The 26,357-nt window shown below is 65.0% G+C and carries 27 protein-coding genes; 15 read left to right on the top strand and 12 right to left on the bottom strand.

Translation table 11 applies throughout. From position 1 onward, the window contains the following. Positions 1-46: 46 nt before the first annotated feature. Positions 47-955 carry a LysR family transcriptional regulator gene (locus FAZ97_RS23990; protein WP_158760871.1) on the bottom strand — a complete coding sequence of 303 codons (909 nt, stop codon included), beginning with the start codon at positions 953-955 and terminating at the stop codon, positions 47-49. Positions 956-1,081: 126 nt separating this feature from the next. On the opposite strand from FAZ97_RS23990, the gene FAZ97_RS23985 reads away from it, so the two are divergent. The 7 genes from FAZ97_RS23985 to FAZ97_RS35715 all read left to right on the top strand — a co-directional run bounded on the left by FAZ97_RS23985 (position 1,082) and on the right by FAZ97_RS35715 (position 6,009). Beyond that, entirely contained in the window at positions 1,082-1,807 is a 726-nt protein-coding gene (locus FAZ97_RS23985; RefSeq protein WP_158760870.1) for a pirin family protein, read from the top strand. Positions 1,808-1,945: 138 nt separating this feature from the next. After that, a complete protein-coding gene (locus FAZ97_RS23980) occupies positions 1,946-2,359 on the top strand; it encodes a DoxX family protein (RefSeq protein WP_158760869.1) in 414 nt (137 codons plus the stop codon). Between the two features lie 136 nt (positions 2,360-2,495). Continuing rightward, complete coding sequence (locus tag FAZ97_RS23975; RefSeq protein WP_158760868.1) at positions 2,496-3,869, top strand: aspartate aminotransferase family protein; 1,374 nt, start codon at positions 2,496-2,498, stop codon at positions 3,867-3,869. Continuing rightward, positions 3,866-4,543 (top strand): GntR family transcriptional regulator, encoded by a 678-nt coding sequence (locus FAZ97_RS23970; protein WP_158760867.1) that lies wholly within the window; start codon positions 3,866-3,868, stop codon positions 4,541-4,543. The genes FAZ97_RS23975 and FAZ97_RS23970 overlap by 4 nt, the downstream gene beginning before the upstream one ends. 57 nt (positions 4,544-4,600) lie before the next feature. Beyond that, positions 4,601-5,158, top strand: coding sequence for an FUSC family protein (locus tag FAZ97_RS23965; protein ID WP_158760866.1), 558 nt, complete (start codon positions 4,601-4,603; stop codon positions 5,156-5,158). Between the two features lie 265 nt (positions 5,159-5,423). Continuing rightward, the gene (locus FAZ97_RS35630; RefSeq protein ID WP_266227690.1) at positions 5,424-5,552 is read left to right on the top strand and encodes a hypothetical protein; all 129 of its coding nucleotides are present in this window, start codon (positions 5,424-5,426) and stop codon (positions 5,550-5,552) included. A 40-nt stretch (positions 5,553-5,592) separates the two neighbouring features. Continuing rightward, complete coding sequence (locus FAZ97_RS35715) at positions 5,593-6,009, top strand: rubredoxin (protein WP_158760865.1); 417 nt, start codon at positions 5,593-5,595, stop codon at positions 6,007-6,009. 26 nt (positions 6,010-6,035) lie between these two features. On the opposite strand, the gene FAZ97_RS23955 is transcribed toward FAZ97_RS35715, so the two are convergent. Beyond that, a complete protein-coding gene (locus tag FAZ97_RS23955; protein ID WP_158760864.1) occupies positions 6,036-6,890 on the bottom strand; it encodes a helix-turn-helix transcriptional regulator in 855 nt (284 codons plus the stop codon). A 121-nt stretch (positions 6,891-7,011) separates the two neighbouring features. Here FAZ97_RS23955 and FAZ97_RS23950 point away from each other — a divergent pair, with 121 nt between their 5' ends. Then, positions 7,012-7,842 (top strand): carbon-nitrogen hydrolase family protein, encoded by an 831-nt coding sequence (locus tag FAZ97_RS23950; protein WP_158760863.1) that lies wholly within the window; start codon positions 7,012-7,014, stop codon positions 7,840-7,842. Between the two features lie 111 nt (positions 7,843-7,953). Further along, entirely contained in the window at positions 7,954-9,309 is a 1,356-nt protein-coding gene (locus FAZ97_RS23945; RefSeq protein WP_158760862.1) for an APC family permease, read from the top strand. Between the two features lie 103 nt (positions 9,310-9,412). Here FAZ97_RS23945 and FAZ97_RS23940 read toward each other — a convergent pair whose 3' ends face one another. Continuing rightward, positions 9,413-10,084 carry a GntR family transcriptional regulator gene (locus tag FAZ97_RS23940; protein WP_158760861.1) on the bottom strand — a complete coding sequence of 224 codons (672 nt, stop codon included), beginning with the start codon at positions 10,082-10,084 and terminating at the stop codon, positions 9,413-9,415. A gap of 406 nt (positions 10,085-10,490) precedes the next feature. Between FAZ97_RS23940 and FAZ97_RS23935 the strand changes: the two genes are divergently transcribed. Together FAZ97_RS23935 and FAZ97_RS23930 are read left to right on the top strand one after the other, a co-directional pair. Then, positions 10,491-11,627 (top strand): branched-chain amino acid ABC transporter substrate-binding protein, encoded by a 1,137-nt coding sequence (locus FAZ97_RS23935; protein ID WP_158761062.1) that lies wholly within the window; start codon positions 10,491-10,493, stop codon positions 11,625-11,627. A 388-nt stretch (positions 11,628-12,015) separates the two neighbouring features. Next, a complete protein-coding gene (locus FAZ97_RS23930; RefSeq protein ID WP_233271755.1) occupies positions 12,016-13,092 on the top strand; it encodes a DUF2242 domain-containing protein in 1,077 nt (358 codons plus the stop codon). 61 nt (positions 13,093-13,153) lie between these two features. Here FAZ97_RS23930 and FAZ97_RS23925 read toward each other — a convergent pair whose 3' ends face one another. Continuing rightward, entirely contained in the window at positions 13,154-13,783 is a 630-nt protein-coding gene (locus FAZ97_RS23925) for a LysE family translocator (RefSeq protein ID WP_158760859.1), read from the bottom strand. A gap of 381 nt (positions 13,784-14,164) precedes the next feature. Here FAZ97_RS23925 and FAZ97_RS23920 point away from each other — a divergent pair, with 381 nt between their 5' ends. Next, complete coding sequence (locus FAZ97_RS23920; RefSeq protein WP_158760858.1) at positions 14,165-14,647, top strand: Lrp/AsnC family transcriptional regulator; 483 nt, start codon at positions 14,165-14,167, stop codon at positions 14,645-14,647. A gap of 39 nt (positions 14,648-14,686) precedes the next feature. Here the strand turns inward: FAZ97_RS23920 and FAZ97_RS23915 are convergent, their stop codons facing one another. The 6 genes from FAZ97_RS23915 to FAZ97_RS23890 form a co-directional block, all read right to left on the bottom strand. Next, the gene (locus FAZ97_RS23915) at positions 14,687-15,349 is read right to left on the bottom strand and encodes an OmpA/MotB family protein (RefSeq protein WP_158760857.1); all 663 of its coding nucleotides are present in this window, start codon (positions 15,347-15,349) and stop codon (positions 14,687-14,689) included. A gap of 27 nt (positions 15,350-15,376) precedes the next feature. Beyond that, complete coding sequence (locus FAZ97_RS23910) at positions 15,377-16,195, bottom strand: flagellar motor protein (protein WP_158760856.1); 819 nt, start codon at positions 16,193-16,195, stop codon at positions 15,377-15,379. A 14-nt stretch (positions 16,196-16,209) separates the two neighbouring features. Continuing rightward, entirely contained in the window at positions 16,210-17,433 is a 1,224-nt protein-coding gene (locus tag FAZ97_RS23905; protein WP_158760855.1) for a cyclic nucleotide-binding domain-containing protein, read from the bottom strand. Between the two features lie 316 nt (positions 17,434-17,749). Beyond that, positions 17,750-17,980 carry a DUF2783 domain-containing protein gene (locus FAZ97_RS23900; protein WP_158760854.1) on the bottom strand — a complete coding sequence of 77 codons (231 nt, stop codon included), beginning with the start codon at positions 17,978-17,980 and terminating at the stop codon, positions 17,750-17,752. 17 nt (positions 17,981-17,997) lie between these two features. Beyond that, complete coding sequence (locus FAZ97_RS23895; RefSeq protein ID WP_158760853.1) at positions 17,998-19,710, bottom strand: FAD-dependent oxidoreductase; 1,713 nt, start codon at positions 19,708-19,710, stop codon at positions 17,998-18,000. Positions 19,711-19,843: 133 nt separating this feature from the next. Continuing rightward, on the bottom strand, positions 19,844-20,803 hold the full coding sequence (locus FAZ97_RS23890) for an MBL fold metallo-hydrolase (protein WP_028202737.1): 960 nt from the start codon (positions 20,801-20,803) through the stop codon (positions 19,844-19,846). A 267-nt stretch (positions 20,804-21,070) separates the two neighbouring features. On the opposite strand from FAZ97_RS23890, the gene FAZ97_RS23885 reads away from it, so the two are divergent. From FAZ97_RS23885 to FAZ97_RS23875, 3 genes are read left to right on the top strand one after another with little or no spacing between them, the layout of a single operon-like run. Beyond that, the gene (locus tag FAZ97_RS23885) at positions 21,071-21,943 is read left to right on the top strand and encodes an IclR family transcriptional regulator (RefSeq protein ID WP_158760852.1); all 873 of its coding nucleotides are present in this window, start codon (positions 21,071-21,073) and stop codon (positions 21,941-21,943) included. Further along, on the top strand, positions 21,931-22,794 hold the full coding sequence (locus FAZ97_RS23880; RefSeq protein WP_158760851.1) for an IclR family transcriptional regulator: 864 nt from the start codon (positions 21,931-21,933) through the stop codon (positions 22,792-22,794). Before FAZ97_RS23885 ends, FAZ97_RS23880 begins: the two co-directional genes overlap by 13 nt. 54 nt (positions 22,795-22,848) lie before the next feature. Continuing rightward, complete coding sequence (locus FAZ97_RS23875) at positions 22,849-24,300, top strand: cytochrome P450 (RefSeq protein ID WP_158760850.1); 1,452 nt, start codon at positions 22,849-22,851, stop codon at positions 24,298-24,300. A gap of 14 nt (positions 24,301-24,314) precedes the next feature. Here the strand turns inward: FAZ97_RS23875 and FAZ97_RS23870 are convergent, their stop codons facing one another. Continuing rightward, the gene (locus FAZ97_RS23870; protein ID WP_158760849.1) at positions 24,315-25,226 is read right to left on the bottom strand and encodes a MurR/RpiR family transcriptional regulator; all 912 of its coding nucleotides are present in this window, start codon (positions 25,224-25,226) and stop codon (positions 24,315-24,317) included. A gap of 62 nt (positions 25,227-25,288) precedes the next feature. Beyond that, positions 25,289-26,350: an ABC transporter ATP-binding protein gene (locus FAZ97_RS23865; RefSeq protein WP_158760848.1), complete on the bottom strand. Its 1,062-nt coding sequence runs from the start codon at positions 26,348-26,350 to the stop codon at positions 25,289-25,291. Between the last annotated feature and the right edge of the window lie 7 nt (positions 26,351-26,357).

Here is a 26,357-nt window from a genome sequence, read left to right as displayed (position 1 = left end):
GATGCAGGCGCAACGGCCATTCTGCAAGGGCCACAGGCTTGCTGCGTCAAAGCGCCCCGCCGCGCGCGGTTGCCGCACGCGCCGCGAGCCGCTCGCGCAGATATTGCGTGAACGCGCGGATCGTCACGGAAGCTTCACGATGCTGCGGATACAGCGCATGCAGCGCGTTGGGCGGCGGCATGAACGGCTCGAGCACCTCGACCAGCAGCCCCGCATCCACCGATCCCGCCACGATGAAGTCCGGCAGATAGCAGATGCCGAGCCCGGCAATGGCCGCGTCGCGGAGCACTTCGCCGTTGTTCGCGCGCAGCGGCCCCTGCACCTCGAAAGGCGTGCGCACGCCATCGACGATGAACTCCCACGGCGCGCGGCCCTGCTGCCCATAGGGCAGGCAGGCGTGCTGCGCGAGATCGGCGGGCGTTTGCGGCGCGCGGCGGCGGCGCCGGTAGCCGGGGCTGCAGCAGGCGATCATGCGCACGTCGATCAGTTTTTGCGCGACCAGCGTGGAATCCGCCAGCCGGCCAATGCGCAACGCCATATCGAAACCCTCGCCGATCACGTCGACGTTGCGGTCGCTTAAGTCCATGTCGAAGCGCACGTCCGGATGTTCGCGCAGAAATTCGGCGACGAGCGGCGACAGGTGCGCCATGCCGAACGACATCGGCGCGCTCACTTTCAGGAGGCCGCGCGGCTCGCTGCGCCGGTCCGACATGGCCTGCTCGGCTTCGGACACGTCGGCAAGGATGCGTTTCGCGCGCTCATAGAAGTCCTTGCCGAGTTCCGTGACCGCCAGCCTGCGCGTGTTGCGCACGAGCAAGCGCGCGCCCAGATCGGCCTCCAGCGCCGCCACGCGGCGGCTCACAAACTGCTTCGAAAGCCGAAGCCGGTTGGCCGCCGCCGTGAAATTGCCGGCATCCACGGTGTTCACGAAGATCCGCATGTCGTCGAGTTGCATCTCTATTGTCCACTTCAATGTGACAGTGAGTCGTATTTTACGGCGATTCGATTCGATTTGATTGACCTAAAATTCTTTCCAGCGCAACCAACACTGAATCGAAACGATTCACACGGAGAGACGAAAATGATCGAAGTTCGCAAGGCAGACCAACGCGGCCGCGGTGAACATGGCTGGCTCAGCTCGCGTCACACGTTTTCGTTTGCCAACTACTACGATCCGAAGCAAGTGGGCTTTTCGGACCTGCTCGTGATCAACGACGACCGCGTGGCCCCGGCGCGCGGCTTCGGCAAGCATCCGCACCGCGACATGGAAATCTTCTCGTACGTGCTGGAAGGCGCGCTCGAGCACAAGGACTCGATGGGCACCGGCTCGGTGATCGTCCCCGGCGACGTGCAGTTGATGAGCGCCGGCACCGGCGTCGCGCACAGCGAGTTCAACCACTCGGCCGAGGAAGGGGTGCACTTCCTGCAGATCTGGATTGCACCGAACGTGAAGGGCGCGCAGCCGCGCTACCAGCAAAAGAACATCGCCGATGAGGAAAAGCGCGGCAAGTTCCGCCTGATCCTCTCGCCGGACGGCGCCGAAGACTCGCTGCAGCTGCGCCAGGACGCACGCGTCTATGCCGGACGCCTCGACGGCGCGGAAACGGCGAAGGTCGAAGTGGGTGCCGAGCGCTACGCCTACGTTCATGTGGCGCGCGGCAGCGTGAAGCTGAACGGCGTGGAACTCGGGGAAGGCGACGGCGCACGCATCCGCTCCGAGCGCGAGTTGAGCTTCAGCGACGGACACGATGCAGAGGTCCTGGTGTTCGATCTGCGTAATATCGAAGTGTCGGAGCTCTGGTCTTAACTTCGGCGCGGCGTCTGAGGTTATGCTGGCGCACACCGGCACGCGGCGGCCCGCTTACTGAAAGCGAAAGCGGGCCGCCGTCCGGCGAAGCGCGAACTGATACGTAGTGAACTGCTTAAAACTTCTTCGGAGAAAACCATGCGATACAACCTGTTCGGGCCGGGCAACGACGTCGTGCTACTGGTCTCGCGAGTGCTGCTGACTTCCCTGTTCATCCTGTTCGGCTGGTCCAAGATCACCGGCTTTTCGGGCACCGTCGACTACATGGCGCACGTGGGCGCGCCCGTGCCGATGCTGTCGGCCGTCATCGCCGTGGTCATGGAGTTCGCGGTTGGCATTCTGCTGCTCGTGGGCTTCTACACGCGGCCGCTCGCCGTGCTGCTTGCGATCTACACCGTTGCGACGGCGTTCATCGGCCATCACTTCTGGACCATGACCGGCGCAGACCAAATGATGAACATGATCAACTTCTACAAGAACATCAGCATCGCCGGCGGCTTGCTCGCACTCGCGGTAACGGGTCCGGGACGGATCTCGATCGACAGGAAGTAACGCCCGGTTTTCCCTGGGCTGTAGCAAGGCGCGATGCTGCAAGGCATCGCGCTTTTTTTGTGTCTCCGGAAATTCGATCAAATTTACTTCCCTGTTTGCTCATGCGAAGATTTGATCAAATCTCAAGGAGACATGCATGCAGAGCCGCCAAGGGGTGAACTGGGACCGTGCGCAGCGCATCCTCGCCCGCGAACGCGAAGCTTTCGTCGCCGCGCGGCCGAAGTCGCAGGCATTGTCCGCGCAAGCCGCGCAACATCTGCTGTTCGGTGTGCCGCTGCACTGGATGAACGATTGGTCCACGCCCTTCTCGCTGTACGTGGATGCCGCGCGCGGCGCGATCTTCACCGACGTGGACGGCCATCGCTACGCCGACTTTTGCCTGGGAGATACGGGCGCGATGTTCGGCCATGCGCCACAACCCGTGGCGCGCGCGCTCGCGGCCCAGGCACAGCGCGGCTTCACGACGATGCTGCCCGGCGAAGACGCTGTGGCCGTGGGCGAAGCGCTCGCGCGGCGCTTCGGCCTGCCCGTCTGGCAGTTCGCAATGACGGCGAGCGACGCCAACCGCTTCGCTGTTCGCTGGGCGCGCGCGGCCACGGGACGGCGCACGATACTCGTGTTCAACGGCTGCTATCACGGCACCGTGGACGATGTGTTCGTCGATCTCGTCGATGGGCGGCCCACGCAGCGCGCAAGCCTGCTCGGCCAGGTTCATGACCTGCTGCCAAGCACGCGCGTGGTCGAGTTCAACGATCTGGAAGCGCTCGCGGGCGCACTCGCCGGCAACGATGTAGCCTGCGTACTCGCCGAGCCCGCCATGACGAACGTGGGCATGGTGCTGCCCGAACCGGGCTTCTGGCGCGAGGCGCAGGCGCTCATGAAGCGCCACGGCACGCTGCTGTTGATCGACGAAACGCATACGATCAGCAGCGGGCCGCGCGGCTACGCACGTGAGCACGGCATCGAGCCGGACCTCTTCGTGCTCGGCAAGCCGGTGGGCGGCGGCGTGCCGTGCGCTGTTTACGGCTTTTCCGCCGAATTCGCCGCGCGTGCACAGCAGGCGAAACTGGATGCGCCGCCGGGCCATTCCGGCATCGGCACGACGCTCACGGCGAACGCGCTTTCGATGAGCGCAATGCGTGCGACGCTCAGCGGAGTGATGACCGATGCCGCTTACGCGCACATGTTCGCGTTGGCCGAGCGCCTCGCCGATGGCCTCGCTGCGACGATCGCGCGCCATGCATTGCCGTGGTGTGTGACGCGCGTGGGCGCACGCACCGAGTTCCAGTTCTGCACCACGCCGCCGCGTAACGGCAGCGAGGCGCGCGCCGCGATGGATGACGAACTCGAACATCTGCTGCATCTTTATCTGCTCAATCGCGGCGTGCTCATTACGCCGTTCCACAACATGATGCTCGTGTGCCCGGATACGACCGAGGCCGACGTCGAGAGCCTGCTCACCGCATTCGAAGCCTGCTTGAACGAACTAAGCGAACTGGCCGAACGATGAAAACGCGCGCGCATCAATCGCTGCAGGACGAAACCTACGCCACGCTGCGCCGCTGGCTGAGCCTCGGGCGCTTCGTTCCAGGCGAGCGTTTGCGCATCCACACGCTCGCCGATCAACTGGGCGTGAGCGAAATGCCGGTGCGCGCGGCGCTCGTGCGCCTGGCAGGCGAGTCTGCACTCGTGAACCTGCCTAACCGCGGCGTCGTGGTGCCGCAGCTCACGCGCGCACAGTTCGACGACGTGCTCAATGTACGCGTAATGCTCGAAGGCGAAGCGGCGTTTCTCGCCGCCACGCGCCTCGCCGCCAGCGAAATCGCGCAGCTCGACGCCCTATGCGCGCGGATGGCCGAGGCGCTGGAGAAGAACAAGCGCGCGCGCTATCTCGACGTCAACGAAGACTTCCATCTCATGCTCTATCGCGCGAGCGGCTCGCCGCTGCTCGTGGATCTGATCGAAACGGTGTGGCTACGAGTGGGGCCGATCTCGAACCTGCTGTTCGACGAGCCCGACTTTGCACACACGCTCAACGCTGCCCATGAAGGCCTGATGCGCCGGCTCAAACGCCGCGACGCGCAAGGCGCACGAAGCGCCGTCGAGCGCGACCTGCGCCACGCGGCGAAGCCGCTGCGCATGCACTGCCTGCCCGACGATCCGCACACGGCGAACACAGCTTGATATGCTTGGCAGCGCGCCCGCCCGGCCTCACGTTCTCCTTACGATCCATTACGCGCGATGCACGACCCACAAGACAACCTCTACGCGTACCTCACTTCGCTCCAGCAATCGGCGCTGAGCGCGCTCAAGCGCCTGCCGCTCAAGAGCCGCGCCGTGCAGGGCACGCTCATGGCACTGCGCGCCGTGTGCGCGGCGGGGCTTGCATACAGCATCGGCCGCGCGCTCCACACCGAGCAGGCATTCTGGGCCGCGATCACGGCGATTGCCGTCACCCAGCACGATTACGCCGATACGCTCGCGCAGTCGCGCGACCAGTTCATCGGCGCGATTGCGGGCGGCGTGGTGGGCCTCGCGACAGCGGCGTTCCTCCCGGAGAATCTCGCGGCCTACCTCGTTGCGGTGAGCGTGGTGATCATCGGTTGCTGGTGCCTGAGTGTGAGCACCGCCGCGCGGCTCGGCGCAATCACCACCACCATCGTGCTCCTCGTGCCCATGAACGGGCCGGTGTGGGACGTCGCGCTCTTTCGCGTGGCACAGGTGGGCATCGGCATGGCCTGCGCGGTGCCGGTCAGCTGGCTCTTTTCGTATGTCGAGCAACGCTGGCTGCATGCCTGAGCGCCATCTCTCAACGCACACGAAATAATCCATCTCCGGACGCTCAGGAATCCGGCCCGCGTTAGCGGCGATAATCCCTACCGCTGTGCGGCCAGGTTGCCGGGGGCGAAATCTGCGGCGCGTGCGCGCAGTCGCCGCGCAAATGCCCCTGTCGACACGAAATCGTGCGAAACTCCCCCGCCGCGCTCCGCCGTCGTCATGCAAAGCATGGCGAAATTAAGGGGCGCAATCGCGAATACAACCCACGCCGCCGCAATTTCACCCTATGAACACCACCACCCGTCCCGCCGCTTCGAACGCCAAGTCCAGCAAGTCCATCACGCTCCTGCAAATGCTCGCGCTGATCGCGGCTGGCGGCATCGCGGCCTCGCTGCTGTTCCGCTACTTCCTGTGACCGCAGCGCGTCCGGGGCATTGAGCCAACCGTTTTCGCTTATGTACAAGAAAGGCGTCGCCCTCGAAATCCAGTTCTCCCCCGAACGCCTGAATGATGGCGCAGGCGACCCGTACTGGATCGACCTCACCGCCGACGAAGCCGCCGCGCTGCTCGCCACGCTGCAAACCAGACTCGCTGCGCGCGAAAGCACCGCTGCGCCGCTCGTGGTCGCGCTCGACACGCCGCGCGAAAGCGACACGCCCGAAGCCCCTGCAAGCGCCTCAACGGCCGCTGCCGGCGCCGACGACGGCCTCAAGCAATGGGTCTGCGTGATCTGCGGCTGGGTGTACGACGAAGCGGCAGGCGCCCCCGACGACGGCCTCGCTCCCGGCACCCGCTGGGCCGACGTGCCCGACGACTGGCGCTGCCCGCTATGCGACGTGGGCAAGGAAGACTTCGCGCTCGTCGAGTTCTAACGCGCACCGCTAACGGCGCGCGGCGCTCACGCGCCCGCGCGTCCAAGCGGCTCGTAGAAGAGCGCGAACAGTTCCGACTGCGAACTCACGCCAAGCTTCGCGTAAATATGCTTCTTGTGCGCGCGCACCGTCTCGAACGAGATTTCGAGCCGCTCCGAAATCGCACGCGTGGAAAAGCCGCTCAGGCTCAACCGCACCACTTCAATCTCGCGCGCGGTGAGCGGCACGCGGCCGCTTTGCTGCGTGACCGCTTCGATGCGGCTGGCGAAGCCCGCCTCGCTCAATTGCCCCTGCTGCGCCGCGCTTTCGGCTTCAACCGAGTCAGACGCGACCGCCTCCGCAACGCCCTCGGCAAACGTCTCATACGCGAGCCGCTGCTTCATGAGCGCGACCACCCACGGCGCGAACATCGCGAACAATGCAATATCGCGCTCCGTGTAATGGTGCTTTGCGCCCAGCGAGAAAATCAGCGTGTGGGCTTCGTCGAGCGGCAAGTTGAACTGCACTTCGTCGCCGATGATGTTGCTCTTGAAGTAGCGCTGGTAATAGTCCGTCATGCGGAAATTATCGGGCGCGACTTCGGCGAGCGTGACAAGCCCCGCGCGCGGCTTCTCGCTCGCGTTCAGATAGAACGGATCGAGCAGGTACATCCCCTCCAGATACGCGCGGAACAAGAGGTCCACGGTGCCGTCGGGCATGGGCGACTCGGCGCACACGAGCGGCGCGCGATCGCGCCGGAAGACGAGCGCAACCCAGTTGTCGAACGCCACGAAGCGCTCGATGACGCGCGTCATGCGGGTCCAGAAGTCGGGGCCGTCGAGGGCGTCGATCAGCGTCGCGATATGGTGATGGAACGCGCGGTCCTGCCAGTCCAGTTCCATGGCCTCTCCGATCAGGGGTACCCCTGCAGGGTAATTCCTCGACAAAAATAACGTGGAGATAATAGCCGCTCCTGACGCCCACGCGGTGCTTTACGTAATACATAAAGGAAGGAGACAAGGCATGCAACTCGAACTCGCGCAGATCCCGGTCGTGGACGGCGCAGTCGCTCCCAACCTTGCCCGCGTGCTCGACGCGATTGGCAAGCGCCGCGAAGGCAGCGATCTCATCGTCTTTCCCGAAGCCACGCTCACGGGCTTTCCCACGCGAGAAAACGTGCGCGACCTGGCCGAAACGCTCGAAGGCCCCTCGCTCTCCAGAGTGCGCGACGCCGCGCGTGCCGCCAATATCGGCGTCGCCGTGGGCCTCTCCGAGCGCGAAGGCGATCGTTTCTACAACACCACCGTGCTGATCGACGAACGCGGCGACATCGCGTTGCGTTACCGCAAGACGCACCTGTGGGCCTCGGACGTCGGCGTGTTTACGCCCGGCGACCGCTACGAGGTATGCGAATTCAAGGGCACGACCGTTGGTCTCCTGATCTGCTACGACATCGAGTTCCCCGAAACGGCACGCGCCGTGGCTTCGCTCGGCGCGGAAATGCTCGTCGTCACGAACGGCAACATGGATCCATTCGGCCCCGTGCATCGCCGCGCGATCGTCGCGCGCGCCATGGAGAACCAGATGTTCGCGGCGCTCGTGAACCGCACCGGCGACGGCGACGATAACCTCACGTTCCCCGGCGAAACGGCGCTCATCAGCCCGTTCGGCGATGTGCTGTGCGAGTTGAAGGACGAAGACGCGGTGCTGCACGCGAAGGTAGATCGCGCGCTCCTCGCGCAAAGCCGCGAGCACTACAGCTATCTGCACGACGCACGCATTGCGCTCAATCTCGTGGACGAAAACGACGCGCAAGGCCGCCGCTCGCTCAATATCCGCCCGCGCACGCGTTAAAGGCGCCAAGCAGCAAAACCCGGCAACAAGCGATCCGGCAAGCCGCTTCTCGTGGCTTGCCAGGCGCGCCCACGCCTGCCAGAACCGCAGCATCCAGGAGACAACTGCATCATGAAGCCTGCCTCGCCGTCGCAAGAACGCGGCACTCACGTCCCTCACCTGAAGCGCACGCTCGGCCTGCCGTCCGTGCTTCTGTTCGGCCTCGCCTACATGGCGCCGCTGATCGTCTACGGCACTTATGGCGTGCTCGCCGGTGCGAGCCAGGATACCGCCGCCCTCGCGTATCTCATCGCGCTCATCGCGATCGTGTTCACGGCGCTCAGCTACGGCAAGCTCGCGCGCCTGTTCCCTGTGGCGGGTTCGGCCTATACGTACACGCGCAAGAGCTTCAATGCGCACCTGGGCTTCATGATCGGCTGGGCCACGCTGCTCGATTACTTCTTCCTGCCGATGGTGATCTGGTTGATCGGCGCGGCTTATCTGGGCGCTGCGTTCCCGAGCGTGCCCACGTGGATCTGGATCGTCGCATTCATCGTGTTCACGAGCGCGCTGAACATCATCGGCATCGAACTCGCGGCGCGCTTTAACATCGTGCTGATGATCGTGCAGCTCGGCATTACGGCAATGTTCGTAGTCCTGTGTGTGCACTACGCCTCTGCGGCCGCGGGCCCGGGCGGACTCATCGCCGCGCAGCCGTTCTTCCAGCCGCACGTGCCGCTTTCGGCCACGATGGCGGGCGCTGCGATTGCCGCGTATTCGTACCTCGGCTTCGACGCCGTTTCCACGCTCACCGAAGAAACCATCGAGCCCGAAAAGACCATTCCGCGCGCCATCGTACTGATCGCGCTGGTGGGCGGCGCGATCTTCGTGATCGCCGCGTACACGCTGCAACTCGCGCATCCGGGCGCCGTGTTCAAGGACCCCGATTCGGCCGCATTCGAAATCGCACGCAAGGTGGGCGGCGATATCTTCGTGACGATTTTCCTCGCGGGCCTGATTCTCGCGCAGTTCGCCTCGGGCATCTCGGCACAGGCCAGCGTGGGACGTTTGCTCTATGCAATGGGCCGCGATGAAGTGCTGCCGAAGTCGATTTTCGGCTACATTCACCCGCGTTTCCGCACGCCTGCGATCAACATCGCGATTGCCGGTGTCGTGGGCTTGATCGCGCTGAAGCTCGATGTGGCCACGTCCACCTCGTTCATCAACTTCGGTGCGTTCCTCGCGTTCACTTCGGTGAACCTGTGCGTGATCCGCCAGTACTTCAGCGGCGCGGCAGGCACGCGTGGCTTCGGGTTCCTCGGCGGTCTGGTGTTCCCGCTGATCGGCGCCGTGACCGATATCTGGCTGCTGTGCAGCCTCGAAAAGACCGCGATCGTGCTCGGCATCATCTGGTTCGTGCTTGGCCTCGCGTACCTCGGCTGGATCACGCGCTGCTTCCGGCAAGCGCCGCCGGAAATGGCGGTGTAAGCGAAGCGCGCTTTACGTCTCGCGCTGCTTGTTTCAAACAAAACGGCGAGCGTCCCTTACGGGACGCTCGCCGTTTTGTATCCACTGCAGCGAAAAGAACCGCTCAGCTATCCAGCCCCGCCAGCCGCGCGGCGGCCATCACCTCGCGCTTGGTATCGAGAATATGCCGCTCGATCAGCGCCACCACTTCATTGACATCGCGCCGCTTGCAAGCATCGACGATCGCGTAGTGATCGCTTTGCACCTCGTTCTTTTCCGTATCGAGCGACATGCGCAGATGCGGATATCGATTCGTCGTACTCAGGCAGTACTCCTCGATCATCTTGCGCAGACGTGTGTTGTTCGCGGGCGCGCACAGCGCGAGATGGAACTGGCGGTTGCATTCGGCCCACTCCGCGGGTGACGAAGCGGCGTCGTACGCCGCGAGAATGCGCTTCATCACGTCGATGTCGCCGGCCACCATGTTCGGCACCGCCAGCTTCGCCGCATAGGTCTCCAGCGCCGCGCGAATGTCGAGCAGCTCGCAGATCTCCTGCGTGGACATGGCGATCACCACCGCGCCGCGATTGAGCTGGTAGCTCACGAGCCCTTCGGCCTCGAGCTGACGCAGTGCCTCGCGCACGGGAATGCGGCTCGCGCCGAAGCGCTCCGCAAGACTTTCCTGGCGCAGCTGCGCACCGGGCGGCAGCACGCCGCGCAGGATCTCGTCGCGCAGCTGGTCGCGGATCGTCTGGGGCAGCGATCGCTGGTCTTCCTTGGCCTGCACTGTCGTCATGAGCTCGTGGGCGCCGGACGGACGAACGCCATCCGACGAAAAAGTGTTGTCGTCAATATTTTTGCCCGCCAGAATTGGATACAATCCAATATCTTCTGGATATTTAGACTGGCAATACGGATCCGCCAGCCATTCCCACTGTGCCGTGTCCTTCTATGGAGACTGTATAGGTTTCTGTAAGCATCTGAAAATCAAGCAATTTTAGCGTATCCACCGGGTCGGCCCGAGGCCGTTGCGTGCGCAACGTTTTCGATCGGCAAACCGCGATCTGGCGGCCGGTTTCTTTCGCTTCACCCCTGCGTAAAAAGGCACGCCGCGCGCTCCGAACGCGGTGCGGGCCCGCTTGCGCCCATGAAAAACGTAGACCGCTGAGGAGAGAACCAGGATGAACCCAAGCAACCGAAACATGCAACTGCGCCTGCCCGTCGTTCTTGCCGCCGTGGCGGCCCTGTGGAGCGCGGGCGCGCTCGCCCAGGCCACCGACGTCAAGATCGGCTTCGCCGCTCCGCTCACGGGGGGTCAGGCCCATTACGGCGCGGATTTCCGCAGCGGCGTGCAAATGGCGATCGACGACGAGAACGCCACGAACCCGACCATCGGCGGCAAACCGGTGCGCTTCGTGCTCGACGCCTACGACGACCAGGCCGACCCGCGCACCGGCACGACCGTCGCGCAAAAGCTCGTGGACGACGGCGTTGCCGCCGTGATCGGCCACTTCAATTCGGGCACCAGCATTCCCGCCGCGCCGATCTACGCGAAGGCCGGCATTCCCGAAATCGCCACGGCCACCGCGCCCACCTATACGCGTCAGGGCCTGCCCACCACGTTCCGCCTCGTGACGTCCGACGCGCAGCAAGGCAGCGTGCTCGGCGAGTACGTCGTGAAGGATCTGAAGTTCAAGCGTTTCGCCGTGATCGACGACCGCACAGCCTACGGCCAAGGCGTGGCAGAAGAATTCGCCAAGGCCGTGAAGGCGGCGGGCGGCACGGTGGTCGCGCAGGAGTTCACGAACGACAAGGCCGTGGACTTCCGCTCGATCCTCACGCACATCAAGTCGGCGGACGCCGACGCGATCTTCTACGGCGGCGCCGACACCCAGGCCGCGCCGATGCTCAAGCAGATGAAGTCGCTCGCGATCAAGGCCACGCTGATTGGCCCAGACATGATGCACTCGGACGAACTCGTCAAGATCGCCGGTCCGGCGGCGGAAGGCGCGCTCGCTTCGTCGGGCGGCAGCCCGCTCGACCAGATGCCGGGCGGCAAGGTTTATGTCGAAAACTACACGAAGCGCTTCAACAAGCCGGTCGAACTGTATTCGCCGTACGCGTACGACGGCACTCGCGCCGTGTTCGCCGCCATGAAGAAGGCGAACTCGACCGATCCGCACATCTATCTCGCCTCGCTCAAGACGACCAACATGAAGGGCGTGACCACGAACGAACTGGCCTACGATCAGTACGGCGACCTCAAGTACGGCGGCGTGACGGTCTACAAGGTCGTGAACGGCAAGTGGCAGCCGCTCACGACGGTCGGCACGAAGTAAGCCGACGAAGCTAGAGCTTTGAAGTGAGCCCACACTAACACCGCGTTGCGGGCGCGGCGGCAAGTGTGGCTCCCATGATTTCGCGCATTGCGCACTGGAACAGCCGGCGGTACCCGGCTGCGGCGCACGCCAGCGAGTTCTCTTCTCCGCTCGCTGCCCCGGGCGCCGGGTTGACACGGGCTTTCGCGTTGGGCGGAAGCCCGTTTTTTTTCGTCATACGGAATGTAAGCTTCGAAACGCCTTCGTTCTGCTTTCGAAATGCTTCGAAAAAACGAGCGTTCGGTCGTGCGCAGCGGAACCGAACTACAATGCATCCCGTCCGATGCAATGCCGCATTGCCGCCCTGTTTGCCCCGAACATGTCCCGTTTTTCGAAAGTTTTGCCTCGTTTGCCCGTCCCGCTTCGCAGCGCCGCCCTCGCCGCAATCGCGGTGACGCTGGCCGCTGCGCTCGGCGCGTGCTCGTCGCCCAAGCCCAAGTTCCAGGAAGATCAGTTGCTGAGCACGGCACCCAGCCAGTTCTCGCGCAGCTTCAACTACGCGAGCGCCGACGCCTGCGAATCGTCGCGCCGCGCGCTGCTGAGCCAGGGCTACATGACGACGATGACGCGCAACGACACCGTCGACGCCACCAAGAACTTCCAGCCGACGATGGATCAGCACATCGTCGTGGAGGTGCACGTGGTCTGCACGCCGGGCGACGCGAGCAATACGAGCATGGTGTACGTGAACGCCGTGCAGAACGGCTACGCGCTCAAGAAGAGCGATACCTCGGCGAGCGTGGGGCTCTCGATTCTGGGGTCGGTTTCGCTGCCTATTCGCTCGAACAGCGACGAGATGGTGAAGATTTCGAGCGAGACGATCCAGTCTGGCCCGTTTTACACGCGCTTCTTCGAGCTGGTGGGGCAGTATCTGAACGCAGCGGCGCGCAGCGAGCCTGTGCCGGCCAACGGCGCGATCAAGATTACGCCGCTGCCGCCGCCCGTCGAGCCGGTCACGGCAAGCGCGGCGCCCGCCGCGACCACGGTGGGGTCGGCAGCGCCGGCCGCTGCGGCAGCGGCTGCGGCAACCGGTGCGGCGGTGTTGCATGGCAACACGCTGCCAGCTACGCCGGTAGTGACGGCGCCTCCGGCCGCGCCTGCGGCAGCTTCTGCGCCTGCTGTGGCGACGCCCGCCCCCGCCGCTTCGGCTCCAGGCGCCTCCGCTCCGGTCGACCACGCCACGGCGGCCGCGGCCGAGATCATGGGCGTGCCGCTGTCGGTCTCGGCAAGCCCGCAAGCTGCGGGGCTCGCGGCGAGTGTGACCACTCACAATGCGACGGCGTCCGCGCCTGTTGCAGCGTCGGGTAGCACTGCGGCTGCGCAAACGCTCGCTTCGGCTTCGGCAAGCGCCGATGGTCAAAGCGCCGGAGCAGGGACGGCAACCCCGTCAGCGACGGCGCCATCGACAACCGGCAGCACGCCTTAAGCGCAGCCGCGCCAACGGCGCTCGCGCAGACCACCACGCGAGCCATTCTCCGCCTGCGCGCTCAGCGCAAGCCGGCCATCATCGCCCCCATCCCCACGAGCAGACTGCCCATCAGGCGATTCACGGCGCGCAGGCGCTTGGGCCGCTGCAGTACATGGCGCAGCCGGTGCGAGAACAGCGCCATCGAAGCCACGCCGCCCGCGAACAGCAACGCGAACGTCGCGGCCAGCAGCAAATACTGACGGTTGGTGCTCCAAGGCGCGTCGGCGCTCATGAACTGCGGGAAGAACGACGGGAAGAACAGCAAGGTCTTGGGGTTGAGCCCCGACGTCGCAAATCCGCGCCAAAACAAATCGCGATGGCTCGCGCTGTCGGTGGCCTCGGCAGGCGCATCCGTGCCCGCAAGCGAGCGGCTGCGCCACTGCTTGCAGCCCAGCCAGACAAGGTAGGCCGCACCCAGCCAGCGCAGCAGCGTAAGTGAATGCTCACTAATGAGCAGCAGCGAGTTGAGGCAAAGCGCCGTCAGCGCGAGCTGGAGCAGCACCGCGAGCGTGCCGCCCCAGACGCAGGGGAGCGCGCGGCGCCATCCGGCATGAAGTGCCTGGCTCATGGTGAGCACGTTGACGGGACCGGGGGTGTAGACGAGTACGAGCGCGGCGGCAAGAAAAGAGAGATACAGCTGGATCGACATTGCTGGGCGTGCTGGCTAAGACGTTGTGACGGACGGCGCTCGGGGGTATCGAAAATGGGCAACAAAAAACCGCGCGAAAGCGCGGTTTTCAAATGCCATCTGCCTGACCGGACATGGCTGGCTGCGTGGTGTACGCGCGCAACGCCCGGTAGCCGCCGCAGGGTGCAACGGAAGGCCCTGACGGACCACCGCGGCTTGTGGCTGCGGCGGCGCTCCCCAACGCGGGGAGGTGGCCGCGTGGGTCGTGCCAGGCAAGAAGGCATGTGGAAAATATACCGGCGAATAGCCGGATTAGGCTTCCTGTTTTCAGGTAGAAACGGTCGATATCAGGAACCTTCTTCCGGTAAAATCGCACCTACCTGTACAAGATTCTTTTTCGCTATGAGCCCTCGTGAACGCGCGTCCAAAACGCTCGACAATCAGGATCGCAAGATCCTCAGCGCCCTGCAAAAGAACGCCCGGCTGTCGAACGCCGAACTGGCCGAGCAGGTGGGCATGTCCACGACCGCATGCTGGAATCGCACGCGCCAACTCGAAGCCGACGGCTATATCGACGGCTATGTCGCGCTCGTGAACCAGCAAAAGCTGGGCTTTGCCGACATCGTGATTCTGGAGGTGACGCTCGACCGCCACGAGGACGACGCGCTCGCGCGCTTCGGCGCCGAACTCGCGGCGCTGCCCGAAGTGCTGGAGGCCTATCTCGTCTCCGGCGAGTACGACTACTGGATCAAGGTGGCGGTGGATGGCACCGCCGGCTACGAGCGTTTCCTGCGCGAAAAGCTCTATCGCATCTCGAGCATTCGCCACAGCCGGTCGATGTTCGCCTTGCGCTGCATGAAGGATGTGCCGTCCATGCAGGTCTGACGCGCCCTTTTCTTGTTCGATGCGCGGAGAGCGCCGGTTTCAGCGCTGCACGATCAACGTCACGCGCCGGTTCAGCGCGCGGCTCGCGGGGTCGTTGCCTGCCACGAGCGGGAAGTTGTCCGCGCGGCCAATCGCGGCGAGCCGGTGAGGTTCGATGCCGCGCTCCACGAGATAGCGCACCACCGCGCCCGCGCGTGCCGAAGAGAGCTCCCAGTTCGACTCGAATTTCGCATTCGAAATCGGCGTGCTGTCGGTGTGCCCTTCCACGAGGATATTGCCCGCCGGCGCCGTGCGCAGCACTTGGGCAATACGGCCCAGCACGCCTAGCGATTCGGGCAGCAGCGTGGCGTCGCCCGCGTTGAACAGGATCTTCGCGTTGATGCCGATCTCCACGCCGCGCGCCGCAGGCACGATCGTGATCTCGCCGCGCTGGCGCAGCGTTTCGAGCGAGGCGAGCAGCGCGTCGTCGATGGCGGGCGCTTTCTCCACCGCTGCCGTCACGCTCGGCAGTTGCGCTGCCGATCGTATTTCGGATTCCTTATGTTTTGCCAGCTGCATCGCGTAAAGCGCGAGGAACAGCACCATCAGTGTCGTGATCAGGTCTGCGTAGGAAATGAGCCAGCGGCCGGTACTCGATTCGGCGCCTTCGTCCTCGTCGCGATCGAATTGCGCCGTGAGTGGCAGATCTTTATCGGAATGCATGTGTGCGCAGGGTGGCCGGGTTACGGATCAGCTCACGCGTGTCGTGTCGAGCGCCCACACGCTCGCCGGGTCCTGCAAGCCGCCAGACTTGCCGCTGCTCGCGTTGCCGCTCACCTCGCCGGCAAGGCGCGTGGCGATCGTATGGGGCGACTCCTTGCGGGAAATGGCGAGCAGGCCATCCAGATAGAGCTTGCGCAAGCGCAGGTCGCTTTCGATATGCGCGCGCATCTTGCCGTACAGCGGCAGAAAAACGAGGTTCGCGAAGGCCAGGCCGTAAAGCGTGGCGACGAAAGCCACCGCGATGCCCGGCCCGAGTTCCGCGGGCTCGATCAGATGCCCCGTGACCTGAATGAGGCCGAGCACCGAGCCGAGAATGCCGAACGTGGGTGCATAGCCGCCCGCCTGCTGCCACACGCGTGCCGCCGCCATATGCGTGCGCCCGCAGGCTTCGAGTTCGCGATGAAGCGCATCTTCGAGCACGGCGGTCGACACACCGCTTGCAAGCAGCTCCAGCCCGCGCCGAGCGAACGGATGAATGCCTTGCAGATCCATCGACTCGAACGCGAGCAGGCCGTTGAGCTTCGCTTGATCGCCCCACTCCAGCACGGCGGCGAGGCTCGCTTCGTCAACGCGCGGCGCTTTCACGAAAGCCATGCGCAAATGCTTCACAGCGTCGAAAAAGCGCGCCCACGTGTTCTGGATCATCACGGCGCCGAGCGTGCCGCCCAGTACGATGGCAAGCGCCTCGGGCTGCAACAGCGTGACGAAATGGCCGCCTTCGAGCGAGAAGCCCGCGACCACGGCGAGCACGCCAACGGCAATACCGATCAGGGTAAGCAGATCCATGCGGGTCCCCGAAATCAGCTGTTCGCCTGGCGAGCGCCGGGCGACTTGAGTGCACGCACCGCTTCGAGCAAGCGCTGCTCGATGTCCTCGACTTCCACGGGATCGATCTTGATGTCGCGCCGCATGACCCACGACACCTCGTTCTTGCGCGCGTCCGCCATCACCGAAAGCAGCCGCTCCGATACGGCCTGATCCTCGATCGAGGCGAGCAGTTTCGCGAGATCGTAGGTATCGAGCGCACTCACGGCTTCGAACAGCGTGCGCTGATCGACGAACAACAGGTCGTCGAGCGACTTGAGGTCGCCCGACCCACGGCCCGCGCGCTTCGAGAAATACGCCACGCCCTTTTGCTCGACGAAGTTGAGCACCTTCGACTTGCGAAACGCGAAGACCTCGTCGGCGATTTCGGCGTGCGAGAGCTTGTTGAGAATGACCTTGCGCTCCACGCCGATCAGCGCTTCGAGATCGGCGAGCTCGATCAGCTCGAGTTCGCTGTTGATCGACACGTCGAGATCGCTGTCGGCCACTTGCGCCGCACGATCCACGATGCGCACGGGGTCGAACGTCACCACCTGGCGGCCCAACGCGCCTTCCGCCGCTGCCGCGCTATTGGCGAGGTGGGTAGCCTGCCCGCTTTGCATCGCGACGAGATTGAGCTTTTCCATGCGGCGAAGCATGGCCATCACGTGCGGGCGCGAATGACCGGCCACCGCGCGGCATTTCTGCACCACGTCGGCGAGCGGCACGCTCACTTCGGCGCCACTCGCGCCATGCCGCGACCACGTATCGGCGCTATCGGCGCGCTCGCTCGCGCCTGCAATGAGCGCGAGCACGTGCGCGTACGAAAGCACGCCCGGCATGAAGTCGGCATGGGTGTACGTGGCGAGCAGATCGTCTTTCGCCTTGACGCGCCGCGTGAGCGTACGCACCACATGGCGCAGCATCGGCGTGACGCGTTCGAGTTCTTCTTCGATGAGGTTTGCCGGCACGACGGTCAGTTGGCAAAAGCTGAGCGCCTTCGCCGTGTTCGGTCGCGGTTCCGCGCCAAGCAGCGCGGTCTCGCCAAAAAATTCGCCGCGGCCCAGTGTGGCCATCACGACTTTCTTGTCGTCGCAGCGGGTGGAGATTTCGACCTTGCCGTCGGCGATCACAAAGATCAGCCGCTCGCCTGCAAAGCCTTCCGAATAAATGATCTCGCCCGGCGCTGCCGTACGCGACCATGTTTGACTGCGATTCAAGTTCTATCCCCGGAAAACGATTTCATCGCCCGCATTTGTCTGACTAACTCATGCGTGTACGAAGTGAGTGCCATGTGCCGCGTTTACGGCGTTTCCGAAGACGTTCTTGAATCACCTTGCATAAGAGACGCGCGTGGAAAGCATGTCGAAAGCCCTCGGCGAAAACCGGTGCGCCAATGTGTCGTGAGTGTTCGATGAGCGCAAACGATTGCTTGCGCGAGAAGGGCTTCTATCGGATGTGAATTGCGTGGGGCAAATGAATGCGGCCAGTTCGCACTGGCCGCATGCATCATCGCTATACGTTTCTTTCAGCCTTTCACGCCGCGAGTTTTCCCGTCTCGCCGTTGCTCGCCTGCGCGCTCACCCCTGCGCGCGCGAACTGAAGTGCTTGCATCAGCGTTTCGTGTTCGCCTATGTGATTCGCGAGCAGCAAAATGAGTTGCGCGTTGACGGATTGACTCTGCGCCTCGTCGAGATCGCGATGCATGTCGATCAGCGCTTCGTAGAAGTCGTCCGGTCTTGCCAGATTCGGTTGAGTGTTCAGCATGGTTGTCTCCTCTTCCTCTATGCCGTGCCTTGCACGCAAAGCGCCCGCTTGAGTGCGCTTTCCACGCGCGTCGCGTCGGCACGCCGCCAGCGTGCGCTCACGTGCTGATCCGGACGAACCAGATAGAACGCACCCTCCTGCGCGCCGTAGCGCTGCGCCGCCAGCCCTTGCAGGTCGCGCAACACCACCGTCGATGCAGGCAGACCCGCGGGCACCGCCGCATCGCCTTCGAGCATCACCACGAACCTGAGCGGCACCGGTGACTGCGAGAGCGCCTGCAGCGTGTCGAGCGTCGCGGTATCGAACGCCGAGCCCGCGCGGCTGAACACGAGGCCCGTGAACTGGTCGCCCAGATGCGCGAGCAGCCAGCTCTCGTCTCCTGCTGCGTTCAGCACCGGCGCGTCCGCACACGAAGCGCCCGGCTCCATCTTGCCGTCGAACGTCTCTTCGTCGGGCGTGTTCAAGGTCGATTCGCGCAGCACCGCCGGAACGGAAAGCCGGCCGCTGTTCACCAACTGCCGCGCAAACGCATGCTCGCGAGCGAGCGTGAGCACGGCGTCGCGAAACACGCGGCTCACCGCGCTCTTCGGCGTGATGAAGTCGGTCGAACGCGTGGAGTTGCGGATGTTTTCGTCGGCTGCGTATTCGCGCTCGCTTGCGTAGGTATCGAGCAGCGCGTCGGGCGCGTGGTTCTCCAGCACCATGGCGAGCTTCCATGCGAGGTTCTCGCCGTCCTGGAAGCCGCTATTCGCGCCGCGCGCGCCGAACGGCGAAACCAGATGCGCCGAGTCACCCGCGAACAGCACGTTGCCCTGGCGGAAGCTGTCCATACGCAGGCACGAGAACGTGTAGATGCTGACCCACTCCAGCTCGAATTTCACATCGGGGCCGAGCAGCGCGCGCACGCGCGGAATCACGCGCTCGGGCGTTTTCTCGAGCACCGGGTCGGCGTCCCAGCCGAGCTGGAAGTCGATACGCCACACGTTGTCGGGCTGCCGATGCAGCAGCACCGACTGGTTCGGATGGAACGGCGGATCGAACCAGAACCAACGTTCGGTGGGGAAGTCGGCTTCCATCTTCACGTCGGCGATGAGAAAGCGGTCCTTGAACGTGCGGCCGTGGCTGTCGAGGCCCAGCAGCTTGCGCAGCGGGCTACGCGAACCGTCGGCGGCCACCACGTAGCGCGCAAGCAGCGTGTACGGACCGTCGGGCGTTTCGATTTCGAGCGCGACGTGTGCATCGCTTGCGCCGGGCGTGCCGTGCTGCGCCACACCCGTCACCTTGTTCTTCCAGCGGATTTCGAGGTTGGGCAGTTCCTGCGCGCGTTCGAGCAGATAGCCTTCCACGTAGTACTGCTGAAGATTCACGAAAGCCGGCCGATGGTGACCGCTTTCAGGCAGCAGGTTGAACGTGTAGACGAGCTCGTCCTTGCGGAACACCTTGCCCACGTTCCAGCTCACGCCCTTTTCGACCATGCGCTCGCCACAGCCGAGGCGGTCGAAGATATCGAGCGAGCGCTTGGAAAAGCAAATGGCGCGCGAGCCCGTGGAAAGCGTGCAGTCGTCGTCGACGAGCACCACCTGCACGCCTTGCCGCGCGAGGTCGATGGCCGTCGCAAGGCCCACCGGCCCCGCGCCGACCACCACGACCGGACGCACGCAGGCGGCGACGTCCGGGGTTTGTTCGCTGCATCGCGCGTAGTCGAAGGTCAGCGTTTGATAGTCGATCATTCTTGTCTCCTGTCGACCAGAGTTAGCGCTTTAGCGCTTACTCTGGTCCCATGCCTCTGTCGATCGCAGTTAGCGCTTTAGCGCTTACTGCGATCCCAGGCAAGGCTCCATTCCACCATTTCCGGCCTGCGCTTCAATCCTGCAGCGCGTCCCACATCTCCTTGTCGCGCTGCGCCGTCCAGATGCGCGGATGCGTAATGCCGCTCGCCTCGTCATACGCGCGGGTCACATCGAACGGCAGGCAATGCTCGTAGATGAACACGTGGCCGAACTTCGGGTCCATCGCTTCGCGCGTGAGCGACATCGCGCCCTTCAGGTCGAGCTTCTGCTCCACGGCGGCGCGGCCTTGTGCGAGCAGCGTGGTCACGAAGTCCTTCGTGTAGTCGAGACCCTTGTTCACTTCGGCGGGGTTGAGCAGCGCGGGGCCGCGGCCCGGCACGAGCTTTTCGGCGCCAAGCGAGCGCAGCGCTTCGAGCGTGGCGGGCCAGTCGGCGAGCTGGGCGTCGCCGCAATAGCACGCAGCGTCGTATTCGACGAGGTCGCCCGAGAACAGCACCTTCTGCTGCGGCAGCCACACCACGGTGTCGCCCTTCGTGTGGCCCGAGCCGAGGTGCGCGATCTTCACTTCGAGCTTGCCGAGGAACAGCGTGATTTCCTTCTCGAACACGAGCGTGGGCCACGTGAGGCCCGGCACCGTTTCGACGCCCGCAAACAGGCGCGGGAAGCGCTCGATTTCCGACTTCATGTCGGCTTCGCCGCGCTCGACGATCATTTCATACGTACCGCGGCTCGCGATGATCTGCTGCGCGCCTTCCTTGAAGTACGCCGAAGCGCCCAGCACGCGCACGGCGTGATAGTGCGAGAGCACGACGTACTTGATCGGCTTGTCCGTGACCGTGCGGATCTTCGCGATGAGGTCCTGCGCCATGGCGGGCGTAGCCGTGGTGTCGACGATCAGCACGCCATCGTCGCCGATGATGACGCCCGAGTTGGGGTCGCCTTCCGTGGTGTACGCGTATGCGTTTTCCGAGAGCTGCGTGAACGTGACCTTCTTTTCTTCGAGGTCGGCCTGGGATGCGAACGCCTTTGCCATGTTGAGTCTCCGTATCGAGGGGGGCGGGGCGAAGCGCGGGCAGGCCTGGCGCGTACGCCAGCCTCGTTGTCTCGCCCCGTTTTGAATCTAGCTGAACCACTGTTATGCCGAGGTTAGGTCATCATAGGCGCGCGTCTTTTTATTTGTCAATAGCGAATTACATCGCCATACGTTAATTTCTCTCAGTGCCGCGGGCACCCGGCGGGTTGCCAATACCCGTCGCCGTTCAGCTAACATGGACCCTTTTTCAGCCAGAGAAAAGCGCCAATGAAACGTCGCAACGACAGCGCCGCTTCCGCGCCGGAAAGCAGCGCGACGGCGGCACGCACGCAGCGCGGCATTCAAAGCGTGGAGGTGGGCGGACGCCTGCTGCGCGCCCTCGCCGACGCGCGCGCGCCGCTTGGCGCCACCGATCTCGCGGCGATCGGCGACATCCCGTCGAGCCAGGCGCACGCCTATCTCGTGAGCCTCACGCGCCTCGGGCTCATCAAGCGCGACGCGCTTTCGGGGCGCTATGAACCCGGCCCGCTCGCGCTGCGCCTGGGCCTGCTCCATCTCGCGCAGCAGCCCGCGCTGCGCGAGGCGGTGCCGCGCGCTGCCGCGCTCGCGCAGGCGCTCAACTGCAGCGTCGCGCTCTGTATCGCGGGGCCGCAGGGGCCGACGATCGTGCGCTACGAGCACGCGAGCCTGCCGCTACACGTGAACCTGCACGTCGGCACGGTGATGTCGCTGCGGGCCACAGCCACAGGCCGCGCGTTCTGCGCGTTCCTCGGGCCCGAGGCGCTCGAAGCCGTATGGGCCGCGCAAACCGCGCAGCCGGTATGGCGCGGCACCAGCCATGCGGCAAGCGCCGCCAGCGCGCCGCCGGAAGGCACGCCCGACGCCAGCTTCCTCGCCTCGCTCGACGCCATCCGCGCGCGCGGCTACGAAATCGCCATCGACGCACCCAGCCCCGGCGTGAGCAGCGTGAGCGTGCCCGTGCTCGGGCCGGAGCGCGAACCGAGCCTCCTGCTCACCGCGATTGGCGCGAGCGGCGCACTCGACGTGCGCGCAGACGGCGCGGTCGTGCGCGCGCTGCGCAACGCTGCCGCCGACATCGCAGCCGCCGCTTTTCCATCGACACCGACATGCCCCGAGTAAGCTCCAAGCCCCCGCGCGACGACACGAGCGCAGACTCCGCGCCCCCCGTCACGCCCGAAGCCGACAAGCCGCAGCGCGGCATCCAGTCGCTCGATGTCACAGGCGAACTGCTCGCCGCGCTCGTCGCGGCCGGCACGCCCTTGCCGCTGCGCGACCTGGCCGCCGCCGCGGGCATGGCGCCCGCCAAGGCCTTCCCGCACCTCGTGAGCCTGCAGAAGATCGGCCTGCTCGCGCGCGACGCGGCGGGCCGCTACGAAGCGGGGCCACTCAGCCTCGAACTCGGCCTGATCGGGCTTGCGCGGCTTTCGCCGGTGCGCGAGGCCGACGCCGAACTGGTCGGCCTCGCCGCCGCCACCGCAATGAGCGTCGCGCTCGCGGTGCCGGGGCCGCTCGGCCCGACCGTCGTGCGCCTCGAAGAATCGGCGCTGCCGCTGCACGTGAGCCTGCGCCCCGGCACGGTGATGTCGCTCGTGAACACGTCGATCGGACGCGTGTTCGCCGCCTGGGTCGACGACGACGTGCGCGCAGCCCTCCTCGCCCAGGACGAACTGCGCCTGGCGGGCGCGAAGCCGCGCGAAGGCGCGACGCCCGCCTACCTCGCGCGCCTCGCCGCCATTCGCGCAGAAGGCGTGGACACCGCGCTCGACAAGCCCATTCCCGGCATCAGCACCGTGACCGCGCCCGTGTTCGACCACACGGGCAGCGTGTGCCTCGTGCTCGCGGTAATGGGCCCAACAGGCAGCCTCGACATCGCGCGTGAAGGCACGGCGGCGCAACTGCTGATCGCAGCCGCCGAGCGCCTCTCGCGGCGCTTCGGCTACATGGAAGGCGCGGCGGCCGCGCCGCTATGAGCGCCTCGCGCGCGCAATCAAGAAAAAGCAAGCTCAACTGATGAGAACGACCCCATGAGCACGGCATCGACCGGACAACCGTTGCGCCAGATCGCCGACCTGCCCTGCCCGCGCGGCCTGCCGCTGCTCGGCAATCTGCTGCAGCTTTCGCCGCCGCGTCTGCATTTGATCCTCGAACAATGGGCCGCCGAACTCGGTGCGCCCTACCGCTTCCAGGTGGGCGGCATCCCCATCACGATCTGGACCGACACCGAGTTGATCCAGCAGATCATGCGCGAGCGGCCGCATCGCTTCCGCCGCTATCAGCCGATCGAGGCGGTGTTCGAGGAGATGGGCTTCAACGGGCTTTTCTCCGCAGAGGGCGTCGCGTGGGAGCCGCAGCGCAAGCTCGTGATGCAGGCGCTCTCGATCCCCAACATCAAGGCGTTCTACCCGACGCTCGCCGAGATCACGCAGCGGCTTCACACACGCTGGCAACGCGCGGCCGAGCGCGGCGAGACCGTCGAGATGACCGACGACCTCAAGCGTTTCACGGTGGACGTGACGAGCGCGCTCGCGTTCGGCGAGGACCCGCGCACGCTGGAGCGCGACCATGGCGTCATTCAGGAGCATCTGGAGCGCATCCTGCCAGGCGTGATGAGGCGCACGAATGCGCTCTTTCCGTACTGGCGTTATGTGAAGCTGCCATCGGACCGCAAGCTCGAGCGCTCGCTTGCCGAGGTGCATCGCTACGTCAACGCGATGATGGCGCGCGCTCGCGAGCGCATGCGCGACGAGCCCTCCGAAACGCCGCGCAATCTGCTCGAAGCGATGCTCGCGCAGCAGCAGGCGCCTGGCGGCGCCGCGTCGATCAGCGACGCGCAGATCCGCGCCAACGTGCTCACGCTCCTGATCGCGGGCGAAGATACGACCGCCGATTCCATCGCGTGGACGCTGCCCTACCTCGCAACGGATACGACCTTGCAGCAGCATCTTGGCGACGAAGCTTCACGCGTGCTCGGCCATTCGACCGTCTGCCCCGACTACGCGACGTTGAAAGACCTCGATATCTTCGAGGCGATCTGTATCGAGGCGACGCGTTTGCGGCCGGTGGCGTCCGTGCATTCGTTCGAGCCGCTCGAGGATGTGGTGGTGGACAACGTGGCGCTACCCAAGGGCACGCGCATGTTCTTCGTCGCGCGCCCCGCCATGCTGGATGCGAAAAATTTCGCCGATCCGCAGCGCTACGATCCGTGGCGCTGGATGAAGCGCGCAGAACGCGAAGCCGACGACGGAAAAGCCCACGACGTACGGGCTTATCTGCAGTTCGGCGCCGGGCCGCGCGTGTGTCCTGGCCGCCATCTCGCGACCGTGGAAATGCGCCTCGCGCTCTCGATGCTGATGAAGTCGTTCACGATCGAACTGGCGATCGATCCCGCGAAGATTCAGGAAGTGCAGGCGTTCACGATGGTGCCGGACACGATGCCGGTGCGCCTTAAACCGCGCGAAGGCGCCGTGCTTGCCTGATCGTTGCCTGAGCATCAACGCCCGTCTTCTGGCGTGCCAATCGTGGGCGCATCGTCGGGCGCGCCTTCGCTGCGCGCCTGCGCGTCGCGCATCTTTTCGAGCGCCTTGGGGCCGAGCCCGAGCGATACGCCAAGGGCTAACGCATCGAGCACCGCGAGATGCGCAATGCGCACCACGGCGGGCGCGTGCGGATCCGCCGCGGCAGGTACACGCAGCAAGAGCGGGATATCCACCACCCACGCGAGACGCGAGCCCGCGCTCGTGAGCGCGATGGTCGTCGCGCCGCGCTCCTTGGCGATCTGGATGCTTTCGTTCACTTCCACGCTGCGCCCCGACTGCGAGATCGCGAACGCCACGTCGCCCGGTTCGAGCAGCGCCGCGTAAAGGCGCTGCAAATGCGCATCGGTGAACGCGCTCGCGGCAATGTCGAGGCGCAGCAGGCGCAGTGCAGCGTCCTGCGCAACGAGCCCCGAGCCCGCACCCACGCCGAAGAAGTACACGCGCCGTGCGCTGGAAAGCGCCGCCACCGCGGCTTCGAACACCGCTGTATCGAGCGAAGCGCGCGCATGCGTGACGCCCTGGACGACCGACTCCGTCACCTTGTCGAGCAAGGTGCCGACCTCGCCGGCCCACTGCGCGCCGCCCGCCTCGTCACCCGTCATCTCCGTGGCGAGCGCGAAGGGCACGTTGCCCGCCGCGCTCTGCGCGAGCCGCATCTTGAAGTCGCGCAGGCCGTGCGCGCCCACCGCGCGGCAAAAGCGCGTGACGGAAGGCTCGGACACGTCCGCGCGCAACGCGAGCTCGGTGATGCTCGCGCGCATGGCGAAGTCGATGTCGGCAAGCACCATCTCCGCGACCTTGCGCTCGGCGGGACGCAGCGACTCCGCGACGTTGCGGATGTGATGGATCAGGTTGGAGACCGGCAAGCTGTTTTTCCCGTGGAAGGTACGAGGCGCCCGCTATCCGTGTTTCGATGCGTGCTTCCGCTTCAATCGAGCCGCTTGCCGCTTTCAGTATCGAACAGATGCAGGTGCGCCAAAGGCAAACCTAGCGTCATGCGCTGACCCGGATCGACGTCCGGGCGTGCACGCGTGGTGACGCACCATGTGGTGTCGCCTATTTTCCCGTACATGTGGGTCTCCGCGCCAGTCGGCTCGATCACGTCGACGGTGAACGGCACGTCGCCGCCCGCCTCGATGTGTTCGGGCCGCACGCCGAGCGTCACGCGCGCGCCCGCTTGCACCTTACCTTCCGGCAGCGGGATGCGCACGCCGTCTTCGAGCACGAGCGCCGTGCCGCGCGCGTCGCTCATCACCGTGCCCTGCGCGAAGTTCATCGAGGGCGAGCCGAGGAAGCTCGCCACGAACAGGTTGCCCGGCTTGTCGTAAAGATCGAGCGGACGGCCGATCTGTTCGATACGCCCAGCGTTCATCACGACGATACGGTCGGCCATCGTCATCGCCTCGATCTGGTCGTGCGTGACGTACACCACCGTGTTGCGCAGGCGCTGGTGCAGCGCCTTGATTTCGGTGCGCATCTGCACGCGCAGCTTGGCGTCGAGGTTCGAGAGCGGCTCGTCGAAGAGGAACAGCGCGGGCTCGCGCACCACGGCGCGGCCCATGGCGACGCGCTGGCGCTGGCCACCCGAAAGCGCGCGCGGCAAGCGCTCCAGATAGCCCGACAGGTTGAGCATTTTCGCGGCGGCTTCGATGCGCGGCTTGAACCCGTCCTCGCGCTCCTTGCGAATGCGCGGACCGAACGCGATGTTGTCGTACACCGACAGATGCGGGTAGAGCGCGTAGCTCTGGAACACCATCGAGATGTTGCGTTGCTGCGGCGGCAGCGCATTCGCGCGCGTGCCGCCGATGGTCAGGTCGCCGCCGGAGATGTCTTCGAGACCGGCGATCATGCGCATCACCGTGGTCTTGCCGCAACCCGAGGGGCCGACGAGCACGACGAATTCGCCGTCTTCGATCTCGAGATCGACGCCGTGCACGACCTGGGTGTCGCCATAGCGCTTGTAGATACCGTTCAGTTGTACCGCTGCCATGCTTTCC

The organism is Paraburkholderia acidiphila, from assembly GCF_009789655.1.
Classification (GTDB): domain Bacteria; phylum Pseudomonadota; class Gammaproteobacteria; order Burkholderiales; family Burkholderiaceae; genus Paraburkholderia; species Paraburkholderia acidiphila.
This window is presented reverse-complemented; position numbering and strand designations above follow the sequence as displayed.